General features: G+C 68.8%; 11 protein-coding genes. 2 read left to right on the top strand and 9 right to left on the bottom strand.

Annotated features, from left to right (window positions below; translation table 11 throughout):
- Positions 1-14 precede the first annotated feature (14 nt).
- The 3 genes from K0O62_RS27595 to K0O62_RS27585 are packed head-to-tail and all read right to left on the bottom strand — an operon-like array spanning position 15 to position 7,641.
- Positions 15-3,152 (bottom strand): arabinosyltransferase domain-containing protein, encoded by a 3,138-nt coding sequence (locus K0O62_RS27595; RefSeq protein WP_165637003.1) that lies wholly within the window; start codon positions 3,150-3,152, stop codon positions 15-17.
- Between the two features lie 56 nt (positions 3,153-3,208).
- On the bottom strand, positions 3,209-6,451 hold the full coding sequence (locus K0O62_RS27590) for an arabinosyltransferase domain-containing protein (protein ID WP_073857379.1): 3,243 nt from the start codon (positions 6,449-6,451) through the stop codon (positions 3,209-3,211).
- Positions 6,452-6,456: 5 nt separating this feature from the next.
- Entirely contained in the window at positions 6,457-7,641 is a 1,185-nt protein-coding gene (locus K0O62_RS27585) for an alkane 1-monooxygenase (RefSeq protein WP_073857305.1), read from the bottom strand.
- Positions 7,642-7,773: 132 nt separating this feature from the next.
- On the opposite strand from K0O62_RS27585, the gene K0O62_RS27580 reads away from it, so the two are divergent.
- Positions 7,774-9,390 (top strand): GMC oxidoreductase, encoded by a 1,617-nt coding sequence (locus tag K0O62_RS27580; RefSeq protein WP_073857378.1) that lies wholly within the window; start codon positions 7,774-7,776, stop codon positions 9,388-9,390.
- Between the two features lie 11 nt (positions 9,391-9,401).
- Here K0O62_RS27580 and K0O62_RS27575 read toward each other — a convergent pair whose 3' ends face one another.
- From K0O62_RS27575 to K0O62_RS27555, 5 genes are read right to left on the bottom strand one after another with little or no spacing between them, the layout of a single operon-like run.
- Entirely contained in the window at positions 9,402-12,617 is a 3,216-nt protein-coding gene (locus K0O62_RS27575) for an arabinosyltransferase domain-containing protein (protein ID WP_073857304.1), read from the bottom strand.
- Positions 12,617-14,491: a galactan 5-O-arabinofuranosyltransferase gene (locus K0O62_RS27570; protein WP_207550993.1), complete on the bottom strand. Its 1,875-nt coding sequence runs from the start codon at positions 14,489-14,491 to the stop codon at positions 12,617-12,619. Before K0O62_RS27570 ends, K0O62_RS27575 begins: the two co-directional genes overlap by 1 nt.
- 58 nt (positions 14,492-14,549) lie before the next feature.
- Positions 14,550-15,329, bottom strand: a complete 780-nt coding sequence (dprE2, locus tag K0O62_RS27565) for a decaprenylphospho-beta-D-erythro-pentofuranosid-2-ulose 2-reductase (RefSeq protein ID WP_073857303.1) — start codon at positions 15,327-15,329, stop codon at positions 14,550-14,552.
- Between the two features lie 30 nt (positions 15,330-15,359).
- The gene (dprE1, locus tag K0O62_RS27560; protein WP_073857302.1) at positions 15,360-16,772 is read right to left on the bottom strand and encodes a decaprenylphosphoryl-beta-D-ribose oxidase; all 1,413 of its coding nucleotides are present in this window, start codon (positions 16,770-16,772) and stop codon (positions 15,360-15,362) included.
- Positions 16,773-16,799: 27 nt separating this feature from the next.
- The gene (locus K0O62_RS27555) at positions 16,800-17,210 is read right to left on the bottom strand and encodes a GtrA family protein (protein ID WP_073857301.1); all 411 of its coding nucleotides are present in this window, start codon (positions 17,208-17,210) and stop codon (positions 16,800-16,802) included.
- A 30-nt stretch (positions 17,211-17,240) separates the two neighbouring features.
- Between K0O62_RS27555 and K0O62_RS27550 the strand changes: the two genes are divergently transcribed.
- A complete protein-coding gene (locus tag K0O62_RS27550) occupies positions 17,241-17,864 on the top strand; it encodes an HD domain-containing protein (protein ID WP_073857300.1) in 624 nt (207 codons plus the stop codon).
- On the opposite strand, the gene pdxR is transcribed toward K0O62_RS27550, so the two are convergent.
- Positions 17,854-19,260: a MocR-like pyridoxine biosynthesis transcription factor PdxR gene (pdxR, locus tag K0O62_RS27545; RefSeq protein WP_073857299.1), complete on the bottom strand. Its 1,407-nt coding sequence runs from the start codon at positions 19,258-19,260 to the stop codon at positions 17,854-17,856. The two genes, K0O62_RS27550 and pdxR, sit on opposite strands and share 11 nt — an antisense overlap.
- Between the last annotated feature and the right edge of the window lie 45 nt (positions 19,261-19,305).

Below are 19,305 nucleotides of genomic sequence, written 5' to 3'. Positions count from 1 at the left end.
CGGTAACCGAACGGCTAGGGGCCGATGCGGATCTCACCGGGCGAGTACAGCCCGGAATGGGTGGTGTGACCCAGGTCGAGCTCCGCCGGTTGCGCGTCGACGATGGTGTCGAAGCGCCGCAGCGAACCCCAGTCCTGGCCCCAGTCGTGCGACAGGTAGGTCGACATCACCGAGGCGCGCAGCAACAGATCGGTGATCCCGAGCAGGCCGCCCTCCAGGCCGTTCTGCCAGGTGTCGGTGCTCTGCAGCTTGGCGAAGTAGTCCGGGGAGATGCGGAACTTCGGAATCTCGGTGACGCCGTTGGCGTGCAGCATCGGCTGCTGGCAGGGGAAGGCCAGGCCCACCGCCCAGTCCAGCAGCACGGGCTGATCGGAACCGATGTACTCCTGCACCGAGCGGACCTCGGGGACCCGGGGCGGTGTCACCGCGACCCAATCGCCTTGGCCCAGTGACAGATCCTCGGCGACCACCCGGACCGCGACCGCGTCGGCCGGGATCTGCTCGCGCGGGTAGCGCAGGTTACGCCAGGACGGCGTCGGGCCGACGTCGTACGGACTGACCCGGCCCGCCGGCACCGGGGCGCCGTCCGGACCGGCCACCGCGTACTCCAGTTCCACTGTCTGGCCGGAGGTCTCGCCCTTGGCGACACTGGAACCGGCGATCGTGCCGGCCGCGGTGATGGTGACCAGCGGATGCGCGTCATCGGCCGGGGGCAGCTCGTACCAGGCCGAGGTGAGTCGGCTCTCCTGTTGTGCCTCGGTGGAATACGTGCCCGCGACCGGAACCCGCGCGGGGTCCAGCCCGTAGGGCAGCGGTACCCGGGATCCGTTGATCCCGGGCCGGGGCAGCCGGATCGGGCGGTTCCAGTCGTAGTCGGTACCGGGTTGCGGGTTGTTCAGCCGGATCGCCTCGGCGATGATCCGGTCCGGGACACCGTTCGGGCTGAAGCCGGGTGCGCCGGCCCCGCCCAGCGGGCCCAACGGGCCGTAGTCGCCCGGCAGCGCCTGCAGGAAGCCGTCATTGGAGTCGGGTTCGACGAGCACGTCGTCGGCCATCCCGCAGCCGCCGGCGAAGGCCCGGATATTGGCCCAGCCGTTGGAGTACGTCGGGTACTGGCGCACCACGCCGATGGCCATCGACGCCACGAACACCACCACCATGAACCCGGCGGCGATCGGGATCGGCGCGGCGGTGAGCCGGTCGGCCAGCCGCGATTCGGTCTTGCCGGACACGTGTAGCCAGAACGCCCACAGTGCGGTGATCGCGAACAGCGCGAAGAACATCGAGCTGACGGACACCCCACCGATGGCGGGCACCGCGGTATTGAACGGGGCACCGAAGTTGGAGACGTACCACCACCCGTTGACCGAGGCGAAGCACAGCGCCAGCACGAAGAACACCAGCGCCAGGAAGGCCACCCGGTTGCGTGCCGAACGCAGCACCGTCCGGGACACCATCACCGTGGTCAGTGCGGCCATCGCGCCCGCCACCGCGGCGAACAGGCCGAAGTGGTGGATCCACTTGGTGGGGGTGAACATCAGGAAGAAGATGGTGGCGAAGATGATGCCCATCAGCCGCCAGGCCGGTCCGCGGGCGATCCCGGCGATCCGCTTGCGGCGCAACATCATGAACAGCGCCGGGAACATGCACATCGCGGTGAACAGGAAGGCGAAGCGACGCGAGATCGCACCGTCCACGGTGGGCAGGATCAGGTAGTAGTAGCGCAGGTTCTCGGTGTACCACTCCTGGCTGGGCCCGATCGCGGTGCGCACCCGGGTGGCCTCCAGCACCGTCGCCAGCGTCTGATCCGCGAACACCACCGCCAGGATCACGGTGCCCGCCGCGAGCAGCGGAGCCAGCAGTGGCAGCGTGCCGACCAGCGCGCGCCTGCGCATCAGGATGCGCAGGATGGGCCGGCCGCCGGCCACCAGGGCGGCCACCGCGATCAGGCCGGTGGGCTGGATCCCGAGGGTGAAGGCCGCCGAGATGATCGCCAGCGCAGCGGGTGTCAGCCGGCCCGAGCTGATGGCCCGCTCGATGAGCACGTAGGTGATCAGTGCGCCGGTGGCGATCTGGCCCTCGGGGCGCAGGCCGTTGTTGAACGGCATCCAGGCGCCCAGCAGCACCAGACCGGCCGCCCACAGCGCCGGACGGCTGGCGACCACCGCGGGCCCCAGTCGGGGCAGCACCTCGCGGGACAGCAGCAGCCAGCAGATCACCGCGCAGATCAGGTCGGGCAACCGCATCCAGATGCTCGCGGTGCTCACCTGGGACATCAGCGCGAGCACGTTGTAGTACCAGCCGAACGGATCCTCCGGGCTGCCGAACCAGCGGAAGTAGTTCGACATGTAGCCGGCGTGCTCGGCGACGCGGGCCATCTGCAGGATATAGCCGTCGTCAGACGAGTTGGTGCCGATGACGTACCAGATCGCGAAGCCGCCCACCACGACACCGTCGACGGCGGTCAGGGTCCGCCACCGGGTGGGGATCAGGCGGCGCATCCGACGGCCGTCCAGACGGTCGAGGCGCCACAGCGCCAGCACCGCGATGACGGTCGAGATGATGGCCAGCACGATCGCGATGAGCTTCAGTACGGTCGGGTGCGTGGTGAACCGGGTGTCGATATCGGCCGACAGTGACAACCCTTGCGGTGCAGCACCGGTCAGGTCGGTGAACACGCCCACGATCGCCGGGCGCAGGTTCGGGTCCGGGTAGCCGGTCCGCTGGGCGGAGCCGTCGTCCTTGGTCAACCCGACGAAGTCGGCGTAGGTGCCGTCATGGTCGGAGGTGATCCGGATCTCCGAACACCCGGGGGCCGCCGCCGTACCGGTGACCTTGTCACGTTCGACGCTGGCCACCACCACATTTCGGACGATGACATCGACCCGAGCCGGCTCATCCGCCGCCTCCGGGCTGACCGTCACCAGCATCGCGTTCAGCGCGGCGTCGCGGCCCTGTGCCGGCGCGGTGCCCATCACCAGCCCGCCGTCGGCGGGCATATCGCGGATCACCGAGCACGGCACGGTGGCGGTCAGGCTCACCGGCGCCTGCGAGATCAGCGGCGCGGTCACGTTCGAGAGCTGGCCGCCCTGAGGCCAATTCAACGTGGCGGTGGTCTGGGTGACCGGCAGCAACGGCACAGCCACCGCCATCAGGAAGCCCAGGAGGCCGGCGATGGTGGCGACCCAGCGGGCGATCTTCACGTCGTTCACGGCAGGGCCCTGATCGGTCCGCCGCGACTCCAGCCGAACACGTTGGTCGTCCCTTCCTCGATGACGGCGTCGGGCGCCTCGTCGCTCGGCACCACCCGGATGTAGCGCTCGATGGAACCCCAGTCGCGGTACCAGTCATCCCGCAGGTAGGTGGGGATCGTGGCGGTGCGCAACAGCGCCTGGATGAACAGGAACGGTCCGCCGTCGTCGGCGGACTGCCACTGGTTCGACGAGGCCACCATCTGTTTGAAGTTCGGCAGGATCCGGTACTCGGGCAGCTCGGCCACCCCGAGCCGCTCGGCGAACGGCCGCTGGCACGGGAAGTTCGCCGCCGTCGCGATGTCCATCAGCACCGGGGTCTGGGTGCCGAGAAATTCCTGTGCGGTCTGCAGCACCGGCACCCGCGGCGGGGTGAACGCGAACCACTGGTCCTCGGACAGGTTCGGGTCATCAGCGACGATGCGGGCCACATTGGCCTCCGGCGGGGCCGAGGTCAGCGGGAACCGCAGGTTGCGCCACGCCTTCTGATAGAACGTGTCGATCGGCTGGACCTCCGACAGTGCCTGGTAGCTGCCGTCGGGGCGGTGCACACCCCACTGAAGTTTCAGCGACTGGCCGTAGTTGAACGACCCGTCCTCCTCGTAGAACCAGATGGCGCCCGCCGCGGCGACGGTCACCAGCGGCCGGTCCGGGGTGCGGGGCGGCAGTTGGTACCAGGCCGAGGTGGCCTTGGCGGCGAGGGTGTTCTCGTCGAAGCTGCCCATCACCGGGGTGCGCTCCGGATCCAGTCCGAACGGCAGGAACACCCGGGATCCGTTCACGCCTTCGGGGCCGTAGCCACCGCCGGTACCGGCCGCATAGCCGACACCGACGTTGGGCTTGTCGACCGGCCCGTCGGAGTTCGGCGTGCCCGGATTGCCGGCCACGGGCTCGGGGGGTTCGAGGGTGTCACTGACACCGTTGGGGGTGAAGCCGATCGGCTTCTCGCCGCCCAGCGGACCGTACGGGCCGAATCGCTGCCCCGGAACGGGTTGCAGCAGGCCGGCATTGGTGTCGGCCTCGACCAGAACGGCGTCGGCCATCGCGCAACTGTCTCCGGACAGACCCGACCGTAACGCCGACAGGCTGGCCGAGCCGGTGGTGTAGACCGGGTAGCGGCCCACGGTGGCCTTGACCATCGAGCCGAGTTCGAGCACCACCATGATCACGGCGACCACCAGCAGCGGCGTGGATGCCAGTGCCCGGTTGCGACCGGTGTCGGCGACCTGGGTGTGCCCGGCGTAGTCGATGCGGAAGTGCAGCCACGCGGTCAGCAGGCCACCGGCGATGGCCAGCACCAGGAAGATGGTGGTCACCGGGTAGCCGACGATGACGGGTTGCTTGTCGAACCACGGCACCCCGTAGTTGCCGGTGTAGAACCAGCCGTTGATGCCCGAGGTCGCCCAGGCCAGCACGAACAGCAGGGCCGTCACGTAGAGGGCGAGGTTGCGTCGGCTGTGCAGGCCGACCCGGGCCAGGGCGAACGCGGTCACCCCGCCCAGCGCGCCGGCCAGACCGGCGAACGCGCCGAACTGGATCGCCCACTTGGTCGGGGTCAGGGTCAGCAGCAGCAGCCCGATCCCGGTGCTGCCGATCAGCCGCCACACCGGTCCGTTCATCGCCCCCGGCACGGTGCCGCGGCGCAACAGCACCATCAGCAGCCCGAACAGACACAGCAGCAGGATCAGGACCGCGAACCGGCGGGTCAGCGATCCGTCCACGCTGTCCTCGACGGTCAGGAAGTAGTACCGCAGGAACTCCTGGTACCAGGGGATGGTCGGGCCCACCACGTACTTGATCCGGGCCGACTCGGCGACGGTGGCCAGGGTCTGGTCCCGGAACACGATCACGAAGATCAGCGAGGCGGCGGCCAGCAGCGCGGCCAGCGGCGCCAGCACGCCCTGGACGGCGCGGCGTTCGGCGATCAGCCGGGTGATGGCCCGGGCGCCGACCAGCAGTGGCGCCAGCGCGATCAGACCCTGCGGGGCCAGGGTCACGGAGAAGGCGGCGACGACGACGGCGGCCGCGGTCGGCCACAGCCGGCGGGTACCCACCGTGATCTCCACCAGCACCCAGATCAGCACCACGCCGAAGGCGATCAGCGGCTCCGGTCGCAGGCCGGTGTTGAAGGGCAGCCAGGCGGCCAGGAACACGGCCCCGGCGGTCCACACCGCGGCCCGGTTGCGGACCAGTCTGCGGCCCAGTCGCGGCAGTACGAAGCGGCTGATCAGCAGCCAGGTACCGATCGCGGCCGCGGTGGCGGGCAGCCGCATCCAGACCCCGGCGGTGCTGATCGAGGCCAGCTGGGCGAGCACGCTCTGATACCAGTCGAACGGGGCCTCCGAGGCGCCGAAGTACCGGAAGTAGTTGGTGATGTAGCCGGCCTCGCCCGAGACGCGCGCCATCGTCAGGTTGTAGCCGTCGTCCGACGTCGGCGGCCCGACGATGTGCCAGATCAGCAGGGCACCGATGACACCGGCGTCGGCCAGCCACACCGTCAGGCTGCGGCGGCGCGGCGCCGGGGGCGCGCGGCGCCCGGCGCTTCGGTCCAGCACCGCCAGCGCCACGATGGATGCCAGCACCGCGGCGACCCCGAGCACCATGACGGCCGTCTTCAGCGTGGTCGGGGTGGTGATGAACCGGGTGTCGATGTCGATGTGCGCGGACAGCCCGGCATCGGGGGCCACCCGCAGCTCGGTGAACAGACCGGCCACCTGGGGACGCTTGTCCACGCTCAGCGTGCCGGGCGCCTCGGAGATGCCGACGAACTCGGCGCCGACCGTGCGCACATCCGCCCAGATCCGCAGCTCACCGCAGTCACCGCGGTCCACCGCCTCGCGCGGCGCGACCGTCGCCACGGTGTCCCGGAACGCGACGTACACGACATCGGCGTTGGCGTTGACGAACAGACCGTTGCGGCCGGCGTCGATGCCGCCCGGCGGGATCGTGGAGAACACCAGCCCGCCCTCGGCGGGCAGGCTGGCGACGGCCTGGCACGGGATGGTCACATTCAGCGACTTGGGCGCCCCGGAGACCAGCGGAGCGGTGACATCCTCGGCGAAGCCGTCGGCGTCGGCGGATTGCGGCCATTGGATCGCGGCGGTCGACTGCTTGACCGGCAACAGCGGGACGAGCACGCAGAGCAGGAAGCCGACAAGACCAGTGATGATGGCGACGAGGCGGACTGTCCTATCGGGCACGAGGCTCAAGGGTAAGCGACGCGACCCCCGGCATCATCGGACGACCCGCGTGGCACGTCGGTCGGTTTGAGCGCGGCCAGCCGGATGTCGCCGCCGTAATGGGCCAACACCCGGGGATCCATCACCCGGCGCCACAACGGCGGGCACCACGCCAGCACCAGCATGTTGCCGTAGCCGGCGGGCAGCTGTGGGGCCTGGTCGCAGTGCTGCAGGGTCTGGTACGGCTTGTGCGGGTTCGCATGGTGGTCGGAGTGTCGCTGCAGGTGGTAGAGGAACACATTGGCGATCAGGGTGTCGCTGTTCCAGCTGTGCCGCTGCCCGACGGGCTCGTAGACCCCGTCGTCGAGGCGCTGGCGGCGCAGACCGTAATGCTCCAGGTAGTTCACCGTCTCCAGCAGGCAGACGCCGATGACGGCCTGCCCGAGCAGCCACGGGATGACGACGGGGCCGAACCAGGCGACCAGTCCCGCGAACAGGGTTGCGGTCAGCAGCCAGGCGTTGAGGATGTCGTTGGCCGGCGACCACCACGGCTTGCCGGCCCGGGCCAGCCGCGCGGTCTCCAGTTGCCAGGCCGAACGCAGCCCGCCGAGCACCGACCGCGGGATGAATCGGTAGACGCTCTCGCCGAGGCGTGCGCTGGCTGGATCCTCGGCCGTTGCCACCCGCAGGTGGTGGCCCTGGTTGTGCTCGACGAAAAAATGTCCATATCCAGTTTGCGCAAGCGCAATCTTGCTGAGACGTTTCTCAGCCCTTGCGCGCCGGTGGCCCAATTCGTGCGCGGCGTTGATGGCGATGCCGCCGACGATGCCGGTGGTGGCCATCAACCCGACTTTGTCGACGGTGCTCATCGTCAGCCAACCGCCGCCGCTCCACAACCAGCAAACAAAGATCAATGAAAGATACTGGCCCGGCAGATATAGGTAGGTGACACAGCGGTAAAACTTGTCGTCCTCGAGCGGATGTGGCGAATCGAATCCGGACATATCCGCTCGCAGATCGACAATCTGGTCCACGAGGGGAACTAGGATGAACGCCATGATCGGGCCGGTCCACCAGAACACCGACAGTCCGGTCAATTGGACCAAGATCCATGCCAATACGATCAAACCGGGCACAACCGCGCTGAGCAACCACAGATACCGCTTCGCACCCAGCTTTCTGGGCGATCTGCCGGACTGGGGGTCTGCCACTTCGTATCCTTGCCGGTCTAATAGTCGTATTGGGTACGGACGCCTATTTAACCGTGTTATTGCTGTCGTGCAAACATGGAAGCGTGTCAAATTGACGTTTGCTACGAAATATGTGGAGTGTAGTTGCAGGTCATGCTGACGAGACGGCGGTTCCTGGTTGCTGCGACCGGCCTCGTCACAGGCACCGCCGGGGTGACCGCGGCATGCCAGTCCGCACCCTCCGACCGGCCCCCATCACGCCCGTTCCACCGGGCCATCGTGGTGGGCAGCGGGTACGGCGGGGGAGTAAGCGCGTTGCGCCTGGGCCAGGCCGGGGTGGACACGCTGATCCTGGAGCGCGGCCGGCTGTGGGACACCCCGGACGAGGACGGCAAGCGGTTCTCGAAGATGTTGCCGGCCGATACCCGGGCGGGCTGGTTCAAGGAGGTGCCACCGAGCCTGGTGCCCTCCTTCATGGGTATATCGGTGAACGCGGTGGCCGAGCAGAATCCGTCGCCCCAGCCGGTGCAGGCCGGGATCTGCGACAAGGTCACCTACGGCGCCCACGACGTGTTCCGCGGGATCGCCGTCGGCGGAGGCTCGATGGTCAATGCCGCCATCGCGGCGGTGCCCACCCCCGAACAGGTGCACGCGGCGTTCCCCGACATCGACCCGGCGGAATTCCTGGGCACCTACGTCGAGCGGGCCAAGACCGCGCTGCGGATCAGCTACCGCGATATGAACTGGTTCGAGCAGACCCCGTATTTCCAGTACGCGCGGGTGGGGCGCAAGTACGCCGCCGCGGCCGGCTACGGGGTGGACTACAACGGCAGCGCCTACTCGTTCGACTACATGATGCGCGAGGCGGCAGGTGAGGTGCCGCTCTCGGCGCTGGACTGGGAACAGCAGTACGGCAACAACCACGGCCGGTTCGGCAGCGTGGACCAGACCTACGTCGCCGAGGCGCTGCAGACCGGGCACGTAACCCTGCGGCCGCTCACCGAGGTGACCGGTATCCGTCAGGAACCCTCCGGTGAGTACGTGGTGTCCACCCGGGAGATCGACCGGTGGGGGACCGAGGTCGCGCGCGACGAAATCGGTTGTGAGCAACTGTATCTGGCCGCCGGCGTATTGGGCACCGCCCAGCTTCTGCTGCGTGCCCGGGAGACCGGCGACCTGCCCAACCTGCACGACGAACTCGGCAACGGGTACGGCAACAACGGCGACATCATGGTGTCGCACATGCTGTCCGCGCAGGATCCGGCGGGCACCCAGCAGTCACTGCTGGGCATGATCAACCTGGACGGCCGGGCCGACCCGGACAACCCGGTGTACGCCAGCATGTTCTCCATGCCGCTGCCGGTCGAGACGCACGCGCTGGGCTACTACGCCATGGTGCGCACCGGTGACCGGGCGGTGATCGGCTATGACCGGCAGTCCGACTCGATCAGTATCGACTGGCCGCAGAGTCACACCGATCACCTCGTGGAACGGGCGAAGCTGGTGTTCGACCGGGTGACCCAGGCCAACGGAGTGGACTACCGCGACGACCTGTTCGAGGGAAAGGCGTTCGCGCCCAACACCGTTCACCCACTCGGCGGGTGTGTCCGGGGGCAGGCCACCGACCTGTTCGGGCGCGTGCACGGCCACCAGAACCTGTACGTCAACGACGCCTCGCTCATTCCCGGTTACATCGGCTGTAACCCGTTCATGACGATCACCGCGCTGGCGGAACGCAATATCGAAGCGATCCTGGCGGGCCGGCGCTGAGACCGGCTCCGCTAGCTCGGACGTAGTGGTGCCGGGCTCCACAGCCCGCTGCGGGTGGCGGTGCCGAGCTCGAGTTCGGCGGTCTTCGCGTTGGGGTAGAACTGCCGCAGCTGCTGCAGCGACCCCCAGTCGCGGAACCAGTCGTCCTTCAGGTAGGTGGGCACCGGGACGGCGCGCAACAGCAGCTCGGTGATGCCGAGCGGCCCGCCGCCCAGGTAGTCCATCACCGGCGAGTTGGCCTCGGCGCCGAAGCGATCCGGCAGGATGCGCCACTTGGGCACCTCGGTCACGCCGTTGTTGTGGAAGAACGGCCGCTGGCACGGGAACGCCAGGCCGACCAGCCAGTCCAGCATCACCGGATCGGTGGACCCGACGACCTCCTGCAGGGTGCGCAGCTCCGGGATGCGCGGCGGGGTGACCGCGATCCAGTGCTGTGGTGCGAGGTCGTCGTCGGAGGCGACCAGGCGTACCCGGGTGGCCTCGGCGGGGATGGCGGCCATCGGGGCGCGCAGGTTGCGCCATGCGGGTACGGCGCCGACGTCCGCGAAACCGATGGTGCCGCCGGGCTTTCCGCTCTCGGCCTGCTCCTCGGTGGCCCACTGCACCACGACCTCGCCCGGGTCGAAGCGACCGGCCGCGGCGACCACCAGCAGCGGACCGCGTTCGTCGCTCGGAGGCAGCCGGTACCAGGCCGAACGCAGGTTGGCGGGCGCCTGCGGGCCGGACCGCCAGCTGCCGAGTACCGGGGTACGGGTGGGGTCCAGGTTGTAGGGCAGTCGGGCCACCGAACCGTTCACCCCGGCCGCCGCGGTGACGCCGCCTTCGGTGCCCGGTTCGCTGCCCGTCTCATCGCTGTTCGCGGAATCGGCGAAGTTGCTGTCCCCGGGCTGTTCCATCACCGGGTCGGCCTCGATGTCGTCGGGAATGCCGTTGGGCGTGAAGTTGTCCGCGGTGACCGCGCCCAGCGCCTCGGACACCGGTGCATCGATCGGGGTGAGCATGCCGACGTTGGGGTCCTGTTCGACCATCACATCGGTGGCCAGACCACAGGTCTTGCCGCGCAACGCATCCAGATTGGATCGGCCCACGGTCCACGCCGGGTGCTGCCCCACGACCGCCATCGTCAGCGAGATCACCTGGAACAGCACCACCGCCCACGTGACGACGGCCAGCGGGGCAGAGGTGAACCGCGTCCACGGCCGGTTCCCGGATGCACGACCGGAGAAGTGCAGCCAGGTCGCGACCAGCAGCGCCAGCGCCGCCAGCCCGAGCAGGATGGTGGTGAAACCGATGGACAGGCGCGGGAAGTCGTTCGACCACGGGACGCCGAAGTTCGAGACGTACCACCAGCCGTTCACGGTTGCGAAGGACAGCGCCGTCATGAACAGGATGGCACCGGTCACGATCGTGCGGTTGCGCTTGGAACTCATTGCCGCCGCGGTGATCGCCACGGCGGCCAGCGCGCCGATGGAGCCGGCCAGGCCGGCGAACACCCCGAAGTGGTGGGTCCACTTGGTGGGGGTGAACATCAGCGACAGGAAGGAGATGACGGTGATCCCGATCATCCGCTGGGTGGGCCCGATGGCGGTGCCGGGAATGCGTCCCTTGCGCAACGTCATCGCGATCGAGATGGCCAGTGCCAACAGCAGGGTCAACACCGCGAAGCGCCGGGCCACCGAACCGTCCGGGCTGGTGGTGAACAGCCGGGAGTAGCGGATGTGTTCGTCGAACCAGGCCAGGCTGGGGCCGATGGTGGACTTGAACGAGCTGGCCTGCAGTTCGCTGACCAGGGTCTGGTCCCGGAAGATCAGGAAGATGGTGACCGTGCCGGCCGCCGCGATCGGCGCCAGTAGGGCCATATAGCCGAACCGCGAGACATGTGCGGCCACAATCGTTCTCAGCGGTCCGATCGCCACCAGCAGTGCGCCCACGGCGGCGATACCGGTGGGCCCGGAGAACAGGGTCAGCGCACCGATGATGATGGCCACCGCCACCGGCAGCAGCCGGCTGGTCGCCACGCCGCGCTCGACCGAGCACCAGGTCAGCAGGATGCCGACGGCGATGATCGGTTCGGGGCGCAGTCCGTTGTTCAGCGGCAGCCAGAACGCCAGGAACATCGCGGCCGCGGTCCACGCCGCCGGGCGGCTCTTCTTGACTGCGGCGCCGAGGCGGGGGATGACCTCGCGGCTGATGATCCACCAGCAGGCCAGACCCATCAGCAGAGTGGGCAGCCGCACCCAGATGCTCGCGGTGGACACCTGGGCCCACAGCCCGAGCAGGTCGTAGTACCAGCCGAACGGGGCCTCCGGCGTGCCGAACCAGCGGTAGTAGTTGGCCATGTAACCGGCGTGATCGGATACCCGGGCCATGGTCAGGATGTAGCCGTCGTCGGCGGTGTTGGCGCCGACGAAATGCCACCACACCAACAGCGTGGCGACCAGCGCGTCGAGTTTGGTGATCGACCACCAGCGCTGCGGCAGGAAGCGCCGGTGCCGCATGCCGTCGGCGATGTCGAGGCGGTGCAGCGCGATCAGCGACGCGATCGTCATCAGCAGGCCCAGCACCATCACCACGGTCTTGACCCACGTGGGCGAGCTGCTGTAGCGGGTGTCGATGGTGGCGGAGAACTGCAGGCCCGGCGGGGCGGGCCCGGCCAGATCGGTGAACACTCCCACGATCTGCGGGCGGAAGTCATAGCCCCCGCGCTCGCCGCGCAGCGGCTCACCGGGGTCCTGATCGTCGGGACCCTGGGTCAGACCGACGAATTCAGCGGTCACCTTGTCGGCGTGCGCGGTGAACACCAGCTCCTGGCAGGCCGGGCTGAGCACCTCGTTCAGGGGCGCGCTGACCACCGGGGTGTTGCGCACGATGACCAGTAGTTCGTTGTTGACCCGTTCGATGAGCAGTCCACGATCGACCGCCTTGGGGGCCTGCTTGGGCACCGTGGACAGCAGCACACTGCGCGCGCCGGTCAGTCCGGCCGCGGTGCTGCACGGGATGGTGATGTTCAGGTCGGTCGCGACATACCCGATCAGCGGTGCGTCGACGCTGTCCAGGGTTCCGTCCTGCGGCCAATTCAGCGTCGCGGTGGTCTGGGTGACCGGCAGGAACGGGGTGGCCAGCGCCAGGATGGTGCCGAGCAATCCGGCGACGACGGCGACCAGTCGGGTGGTGCGGTGATTGGCCTGCGTGTCGTTCACGGAGGTAGATGCTAGTTGTCCGGGCATCAGTGGCCCGCGTGCGGTTTGCGGATGGCCAGCACGAACGGCCCGTCGGTGGAGACATCCCAGCGCGGATCCTCGAACAACCCGGCGTCGAGCTCCACCTGGTAGCGCTTGACGTTGGGCTGGTTCGGGTAGACGTCGGCGGCCAGTCGCAGGGTGTAGGTGTCCGGCCCGCCGCGGCGCATCAGGAACACCGTCGGCGGCTCCCAGGGCAGCTCGTCGAGCGCGGAGATGAACTGGTCCGGGGTGCGCAGCAGCGCCCAGCTCTCGATGGCCGCCGACCGGGCCTCGAACTGCGCCAATGGATTTGCGTAGTGCGAGGTGAGGCCCTGGAAGCCGTAGTACGGGTAGAAGGACAGGAAGCTGTAATCCGCGGTCATCACCACGGTCTCGGTGCGTGGCCGGCCGGTCACCTCGAGGATGCGTTCGTCCAGCGCCCGGTAGTACTGCTCGGCGCCGGGCGGGCGACGGTCGGCACGCTCGCCGTAGCCGTCGGTATCGGTGTAGGCCACGGTGATGTCGGAGCGCAGCACATCGGGGATGTCCTGACTGAACGTCACCGCGCCGATGGCGCCGATGGTCGCGGCGACCGCCACGATGTGCCGACCCGGGTGCTGATAGCTCGCCACGGCGGCCTGGGTCAGCCAGATGAATCCGAACGTTCCCGCCGCCGCCAGCAGCACCGACAGCGTGGGTTGCAGGCGGAACGACAGCAGGGTGGTGCCGGCCAGCGTGGTCAGCATCGACAGCAGCGACCAGGCGTAGACGGCCAGCACGGCGACGGCCAGTGCACCCGCGCGGGTCCCGCTGCGCGCGTGCACCACCAGCCAGATGGTGCCGAGCATGCACAGCGCGCCGAGCAGGGTGAAGTCCAGCATCGGGAAGGTCAGCTCGGCGCCGTCCATCGGCAGGTAGTGCTGCGCGGTGCCGCTGGCGGCGCGCTCCCCGCGGGCGGCGGCCAACAGGTAGGGCGCCCAGGTGAGCAGCGCCAGCACCCCGGCGATGGCCGCCATCACCGCCAGTCGCAGCAGCGGCGCGATGCTGCGCCGGGTGACGGCCAGCAGCAGCGCCATGATGGTGACGGTGAAGGCCGCGTAGGCCAGCAGCAGGGTGTAGAACAGGGCGGCCACGCCCAGGAACAACCCGACGCCGACGACCGCGCCCCAGCCCCGCCCGGTCTTTCCCCCGGCCGAACTCTTCAGCCCGGACCAGGCCAGCACGAAGATCGCCGGCAGCAGCACGGTGATCACCGCGGCATACGGTTCGGCCGAGGTGTAGGCCAGTGTCACCGCGGCGGTGGCGGTGGTGACCGCGAGCGCGATCTCGAAGCGCAGCATCGCCGACCACAGCACGAACGCGACGGCGATCGCCGCGGTGATCGAGATGATCGACCACGGCTTGAACATCTCCCAGGCGGGCATGCCGGTCAGATCGGCCAACCGGCCCCCGATCCAGAACCAGCCCGCCGGGTAGAACGGCGGCAGACCGCTGTAGGTCATATCGTGCAGCGCCGGACTGTCGGCCAGCCTGGTCAGGTACTCGGTACGGAACTGCTGATCCACCGAGATGCCGAACAGGTACAGCCGGGTCGCGCCGAGCGGCATCGCGAGGGTGACCACGCTGAACGCCGACAGGAACACCACCGCGGCGATCCGGGCGAGCAGCCGGCGTCCGGTGCGCCACAGCACACCGGCGGTGAAAATGCCTGCCAAGCAGGCGAACTGGCCGACGGTGGTGAGCGCGTGCAGTTGGTTCGAGGAGTTGTACGCGGGCCACTCGACGCGGGCGATCGCCAACAGGGCGATCACGGTGAGGACCGCAGCGGTGGCGGCCGCGGCCAGCATCTGGCCGGCCGTCCTGGCCGCCGACTCGGTCATCCCCCGGGTCGCTTCGCTCTCCCCCGCAAGCGGGTGGTGCCCCCAGCCCACTCGCACGTCAGAGCGGCAGCTTGCGGAAGACCGGCCGCGGGATGTGGCGCATCACGGCCATCAGGTACCGCACCGGCCCGGGCGCCCAGATCAGTTCCTTGCCCTTGGCCGCCGAGGCGACCGCCAGCTCGGCGACGTCCTCCTTGTCGACGGTGAAGGGCGCCTCCTTGGCGCCGGTCGCCTTCCAGTGCTCCAGGGTGGTGGTGGTGCGCACCTGGCCGGGCCGGATGACCAGGACATGAACGCCGAACTCGCGCAGTGCTTCTCCGAGACCGAGGTAGAAACCGTCCAGGCCGGCCTTGGTGGAGCCGTACACGAAGTTGGAGCGGCGCACCCGCTCACCGGCCACCGAGGACATCGCGATGATCTGCCCGAAGCCCTGGGCGCGCATCCGCTCACCGATCAACACGCCGACCGACACCGCCGCGGTGTAGTTCACCTGAGCGGTCAGCACCGCCTTGGCCTGGTTCTGCCACAGTTCCTCGGCGTCGCCGAGGATTCCGAACGCCACGATGGCGACGTCGACATCGCCGTCGGCCCAGGCCGCTTCGATCACCGCGGGGTGCGACGCCGTGTCGACGGCGTCGAAGTCCAGGTACTCCACCGACTTGGCGCCGGCGGCCTGCAGTTGGGCGATCGCGGCGTCCCGCCGCGGTGCACCCGGCAGGTCGGCAAGGATCACCCTGGCCTTGGCATCGCGCAGGTACCGCTCGACGATGGCCAGGCCGATCTCGGAGGTGCCGCCCAGCAGCAGAATCGTCTGCGGGTTTCCGGTCGCGTCAATCATGTAGGGGTAAGGCCTTTCTGAAGGTTCAAGCTATAGGAGTTCGAGACGGCGGGCCATGTCGGAGGCGAAGACGCCGTGCGGGTCTGCCTTGCGGCGCACCGCGATCCACTCATCGATACGCGGGTACATCCGGTGGAACTTCTCCGCGCTGACCCGGGAGTCCTTGGCGGTGTACACCCGGCCGCCGAACTCCATGGCGCGATCGTCGAGTTCGTTGAGGAATTCGTTGACACCGGACTTGATCGGGAAGTCCATCGCGACGTTCCAGCCTGCCATCGGGAAGCTCAGCGGGGCCCGGTTGCCGGGGCCGAACAGCTTGAAGACGTTGAGCGCCGAGTACTGGCCCTGGGTCTGGATCCACCGGATGATGTCCTTGAACTCGTCCAGCGCGTCCGGCGGGACCAGGAACTGGTGCTGCGCGAAACCCTTTGGGCCATAAGCATTGTTCCACCCGCTGACCAGATCCAGCATGTGGTAGAACTGCGACAGATTCATGATCTTGCCCTGATACGTCCCGCCCAGGCGGTAGTACACCTCGCCGATCGCGGTGAACGACAGCTTGTTCATCGCGCTGACCGGGAAGATGTCGGGCACCTTCAACAGTTGCGGCGCATCGAATTTCAGCGGATTGCGGGCCAGCTTGGCGGGCAGCTGATCCAGCTTGGCCAGGCTGCCCCGGCTGACGGCGGCCCGGCCCAGTTTGGGCGGCGGGCTGATCAGGTCGAACCACGCGCTGGAGTAGGTGTAGGCGTCCTCGCTGCCGTCGGTGTGCACGGCGATGGTCTCGTCCAGGTCGGCGGTGGCCACGCCGTCGGCGATGAAGTACGCGGTCTCGGTGCGGGTCATCGCGATCCGGGCGCGGATCACGATGCCGGTCAGGCCGTTGCCGCCGATGGTGGCCCAGAAGAGCTCGCTGGTGTCGCCGTCGGGGGTGAGGGTACGCACCTGTCCGTCGGCCATCAGCAGGTCCAGCGACAGCACATGGTTGCCGAAGCTGCCGGCGCTGTGGTGGTTCTTGCCGTGGATGTCCGAGCCGATGGCTCCGCCCACGGTGACCTGGCGGGTGCCCGGCAGCACCGGCACCCACAGCCCGAACGGCAGGGCGGCCTTCATCAGCTGGTCCAGGCTCACCCCGGCGTCCACGTCGGCGACCGCGGTGTCACCCGAGATCGAGTGGATGTGGTTCAACGGCGTCATGTCGACGACGATGCCGCCGCCGTTGCAGGCATGGTCGCCGTAGGAACGGCCGAGGCCGCGGGCGATGATGCCGCGTCTGAGGTATGCGGGATCACTCTTGGAGGCGTCGGCGACACGCTTGACGGCGTCGGCGATGACCTCGACATCGGGTGTCGACAGCACCTGGGCCACGCTCGGCGCGGTACGGCCGAAGCCGGTCAGGGTGCGCGCGGTCAGCGGCAGGGTGGTGCCAGTTTCGGTAGACATATCAGTGATGAAGGGTACCGTTCGCGGTCACTTCAACCGGAATATCACCGCTCGCTGCACCACGAAGTTGATGACCGTGGCGGTGCCCTGGGCGATCACGAAGGCGACCGGGACCTGCCAGGGCTGCCCGGCGAACTCCAGGTAGAACAGGTAATTGATGCCGACCTGCACGGCGTAGGTGAGTGCGTAGAGCACCATCACCGCGACGAACCGGGCCCGGCTGGGCGGCGCCTGGAAGGTCCATCGCCGGTTGATCAGATACGCCGTGGTGGTGCCGGCGATGAAACTGAGCGTCTTGGCGAGGTTGACGTGCAGGCCGAGCGCGAGCAGCAGCACGTACAACCCGAAGTCGACGACCGCCGACAGCCCGCCGGTGATGATGAACCGCGCCGCCTGGGTGCGCAGGCTCAGGGGAGCGTAATCCGGGGTGTCGGCCACGCGGGCAGCTTACGGGGCCAGAATGGGCGCGTGACCGATCTGCTCCAGGAGTGGCTGGTGCTGCTTGCGCGCCACACCGCGTCACCGGATGCCGGTGCCGTGGGCGCCGCGATGCTGGCGCGCTGGTCCGAACCGCACCGCCGCTACCACGACACGGCGCATCTGCAGGGCGTACTGGATGCCGTCGACGCGCTCGCCGAACACGCGGATGACCCGGACGCGGTACGGATGGCCGCCTGGTACCACGACGCGGTGTACGCGGGCGCTCCCGACGACGAGGAGAACAGCGCGCTGCTCGCCGAAGCCGACCTGCGCTCGCTGCAGGTGCCGGCGGCGCTGGTGGACGAGGTCGCCCGGCTGGTCCGGCTGACCGTCGAGCACGATCCCGGTCCGGCCGACCGCAACGGCCAGGTGCTCTCGGATGCGGATCTGGCGGAGCTGGCGGTGGCTCCCGAGCAATACCGCCGAAATACCGAGCGAGTCCGTGCCGAGTACGGCCATGTGTCAGATGAGGACTTCCGCGCCGGCCGGGCCCGCGTCATCGCCGCGTTGCTGGCCGCACCGGCGCTCTACCGCACGGCGCAGGGGCAACGGCTGTGGGAGAGCGCCGCTCGGGAGAACCTGACGGCCGAGTTGCGCACCCTCAACGGCTGAGGCCCTCGAGCACGCGGCACAGCGCGTCGACGGCCGCGCCGAAGGCGTGCTCGGCCGGGGTGCCGAAGCTGACCACCACCCCGTCGGGGCTCGGGATGTCGGGGCCGGCGTCGGGGTGGCGCAGGATCTGCAGCCCGGACAACGCGATGCCGGCCTCCCCGGCGCGACGCAACACCTCGGCCTCGGTACCCTCGGGCAGCGTCAGCTGCAGGTGCAGACCCGCCGACAGGCCGCGGATGCCGACGTCGAACGGTTCCAGTGCCCGGACGAGCGCATCCCGGCGGCGCCGGTAGCGCACCCGCATGCGCCGAATATGCTTGTCGTAGCTGCCATTTGCGATGAAGTCGGCCATGGTGAGCTGGGTCAGGGCGTTGACGTAGTACTGCTGACCGCCCAGCGCGGCCACGGCCCGGTCGATCAGCGCCGCCGGCAGCACCATCCAGCCCAGCCGCAGCACCGGTGACAGGCTCTTGCTGGCCGAGCCGAGATAGGCGACCCGGTCGGGATCCAGGCCCTGCACCGAGCCGACCGGCTGGCGGTCGTACCGGAACTCGCCGTCGTAGTCGTCCTCCAGCAGGTAGCCGTCGGTGCGCTGCGCCCAGTCCAGGACCGCGGTACGCCGGCTCGGATGCAGCGGTACACCGTGCGGGAAGTGGTGGGCGGGGGTGAGCAACGCCGCCCGCGCCTCGGTGGCGTCCAGCTCGGCGATCACCGCACCGTCCTCGTCGACGCTGATGGGGGTGGTGGCCACGCCGACGGACTGCAGGGCCTCCCGAAACAGGAACAGCCCATAGGCCTCCACCGCGATCGGGCCGCCCAGCGCCCTGCCCAGGATCTCCACACCGTGGCGGGTGCCCGCGCAGATGACGATCTCGTCGGGGCGGGTGCGCACTCCGCGGACCCGGCCCAGATACTCGGTGAGCGCTTCGCGTAATTCGATGCGGCCCAACGGATCCCCCATGCGCAATGCCTCGGTGGGAGCGCTTGCCAGGGCCCGCTTGGTCGAGGCCAGCCAGGCGGCGCGAGGGAACTGCGAGACGTCCGGGGAACCGGGCATCAGATTGTGCGGCGGGACGCCGGGGCTCCCGCGCGGGCGGGCCGGCAGCGGGGCGGTCCGGACGTTGACCACCCAGGTGCCCGCGCCCTGCCGGGAGGCCAGCCATCCCTCGGCGACGAGTTCGGCGTAGGCCTCGGCCACGGTGTTGCGGGCCAATCCCAGGTCGGCAGCCAGGCCGCGGGACGGTGGCAGCATCGCCCCGGGTGCCAACCGGCCGGACCGGATGGCCGCACGTAGGGCGTCGACCAGGGTGTTCCTGGCCCCGCGCAGACCGGGGGTGATGACTTCACCCAGGTCGAGGTGCAGATCCCGCGACCCAGAATTGGCCCATGAAGTCACTGCAGAATTGAACCATGTCATTGGTTCTTTACGGTCCTAGCGTGA

The organism is Mycolicibacterium diernhoferi (genome assembly GCF_019456655.1).
GTDB classification, from domain to species: Bacteria; Actinomycetota; Actinomycetes; order Mycobacteriales; family Mycobacteriaceae; genus Mycobacterium; species Mycobacterium diernhoferi.
Note: the sequence above shows the minus strand (reverse complement) of the source record. Positions and strands in the feature narration are given on the sequence as shown.

Coding starts and splice junctions, on each gene's coding strand:
- K0O62_RS27595 (WP_165637003.1), bottom strand. CDS start 3,152: ATGGCGGTGGCTGTGCCGTTGCTGCCGGTCACCCAGACCACCGCCACG.
- K0O62_RS27580 (WP_073857378.1), top strand. CDS start 7,774: ATGCTGACGAGACGGCGGTTCCTGGTTGCTGCGACCGGCCTCGTCACA.
- K0O62_RS27575 (WP_073857304.1), bottom strand. CDS start 12,617: ATGCCCGGACAACTAGCATCTACCTCCGTGAACGACACGCAGGCCAAT.
- K0O62_RS27570 (WP_207550993.1), bottom strand. CDS start 14,491: ATGACCGAGTCGGCGGCCAGGACGGCCGGCCAGATGCTGGCCGCGGCC.
- dprE2 (WP_073857303.1), bottom strand. CDS start 15,329: ATGATTGACGCGACCGGAAACCCGCAGACGATTCTGCTGCTGGGCGGC.
- dprE1 (WP_073857302.1), bottom strand. CDS start 16,772: ATGTCTACCGAAACTGGCACCACCCTGCCGCTGACCGCGCGCACCCTG.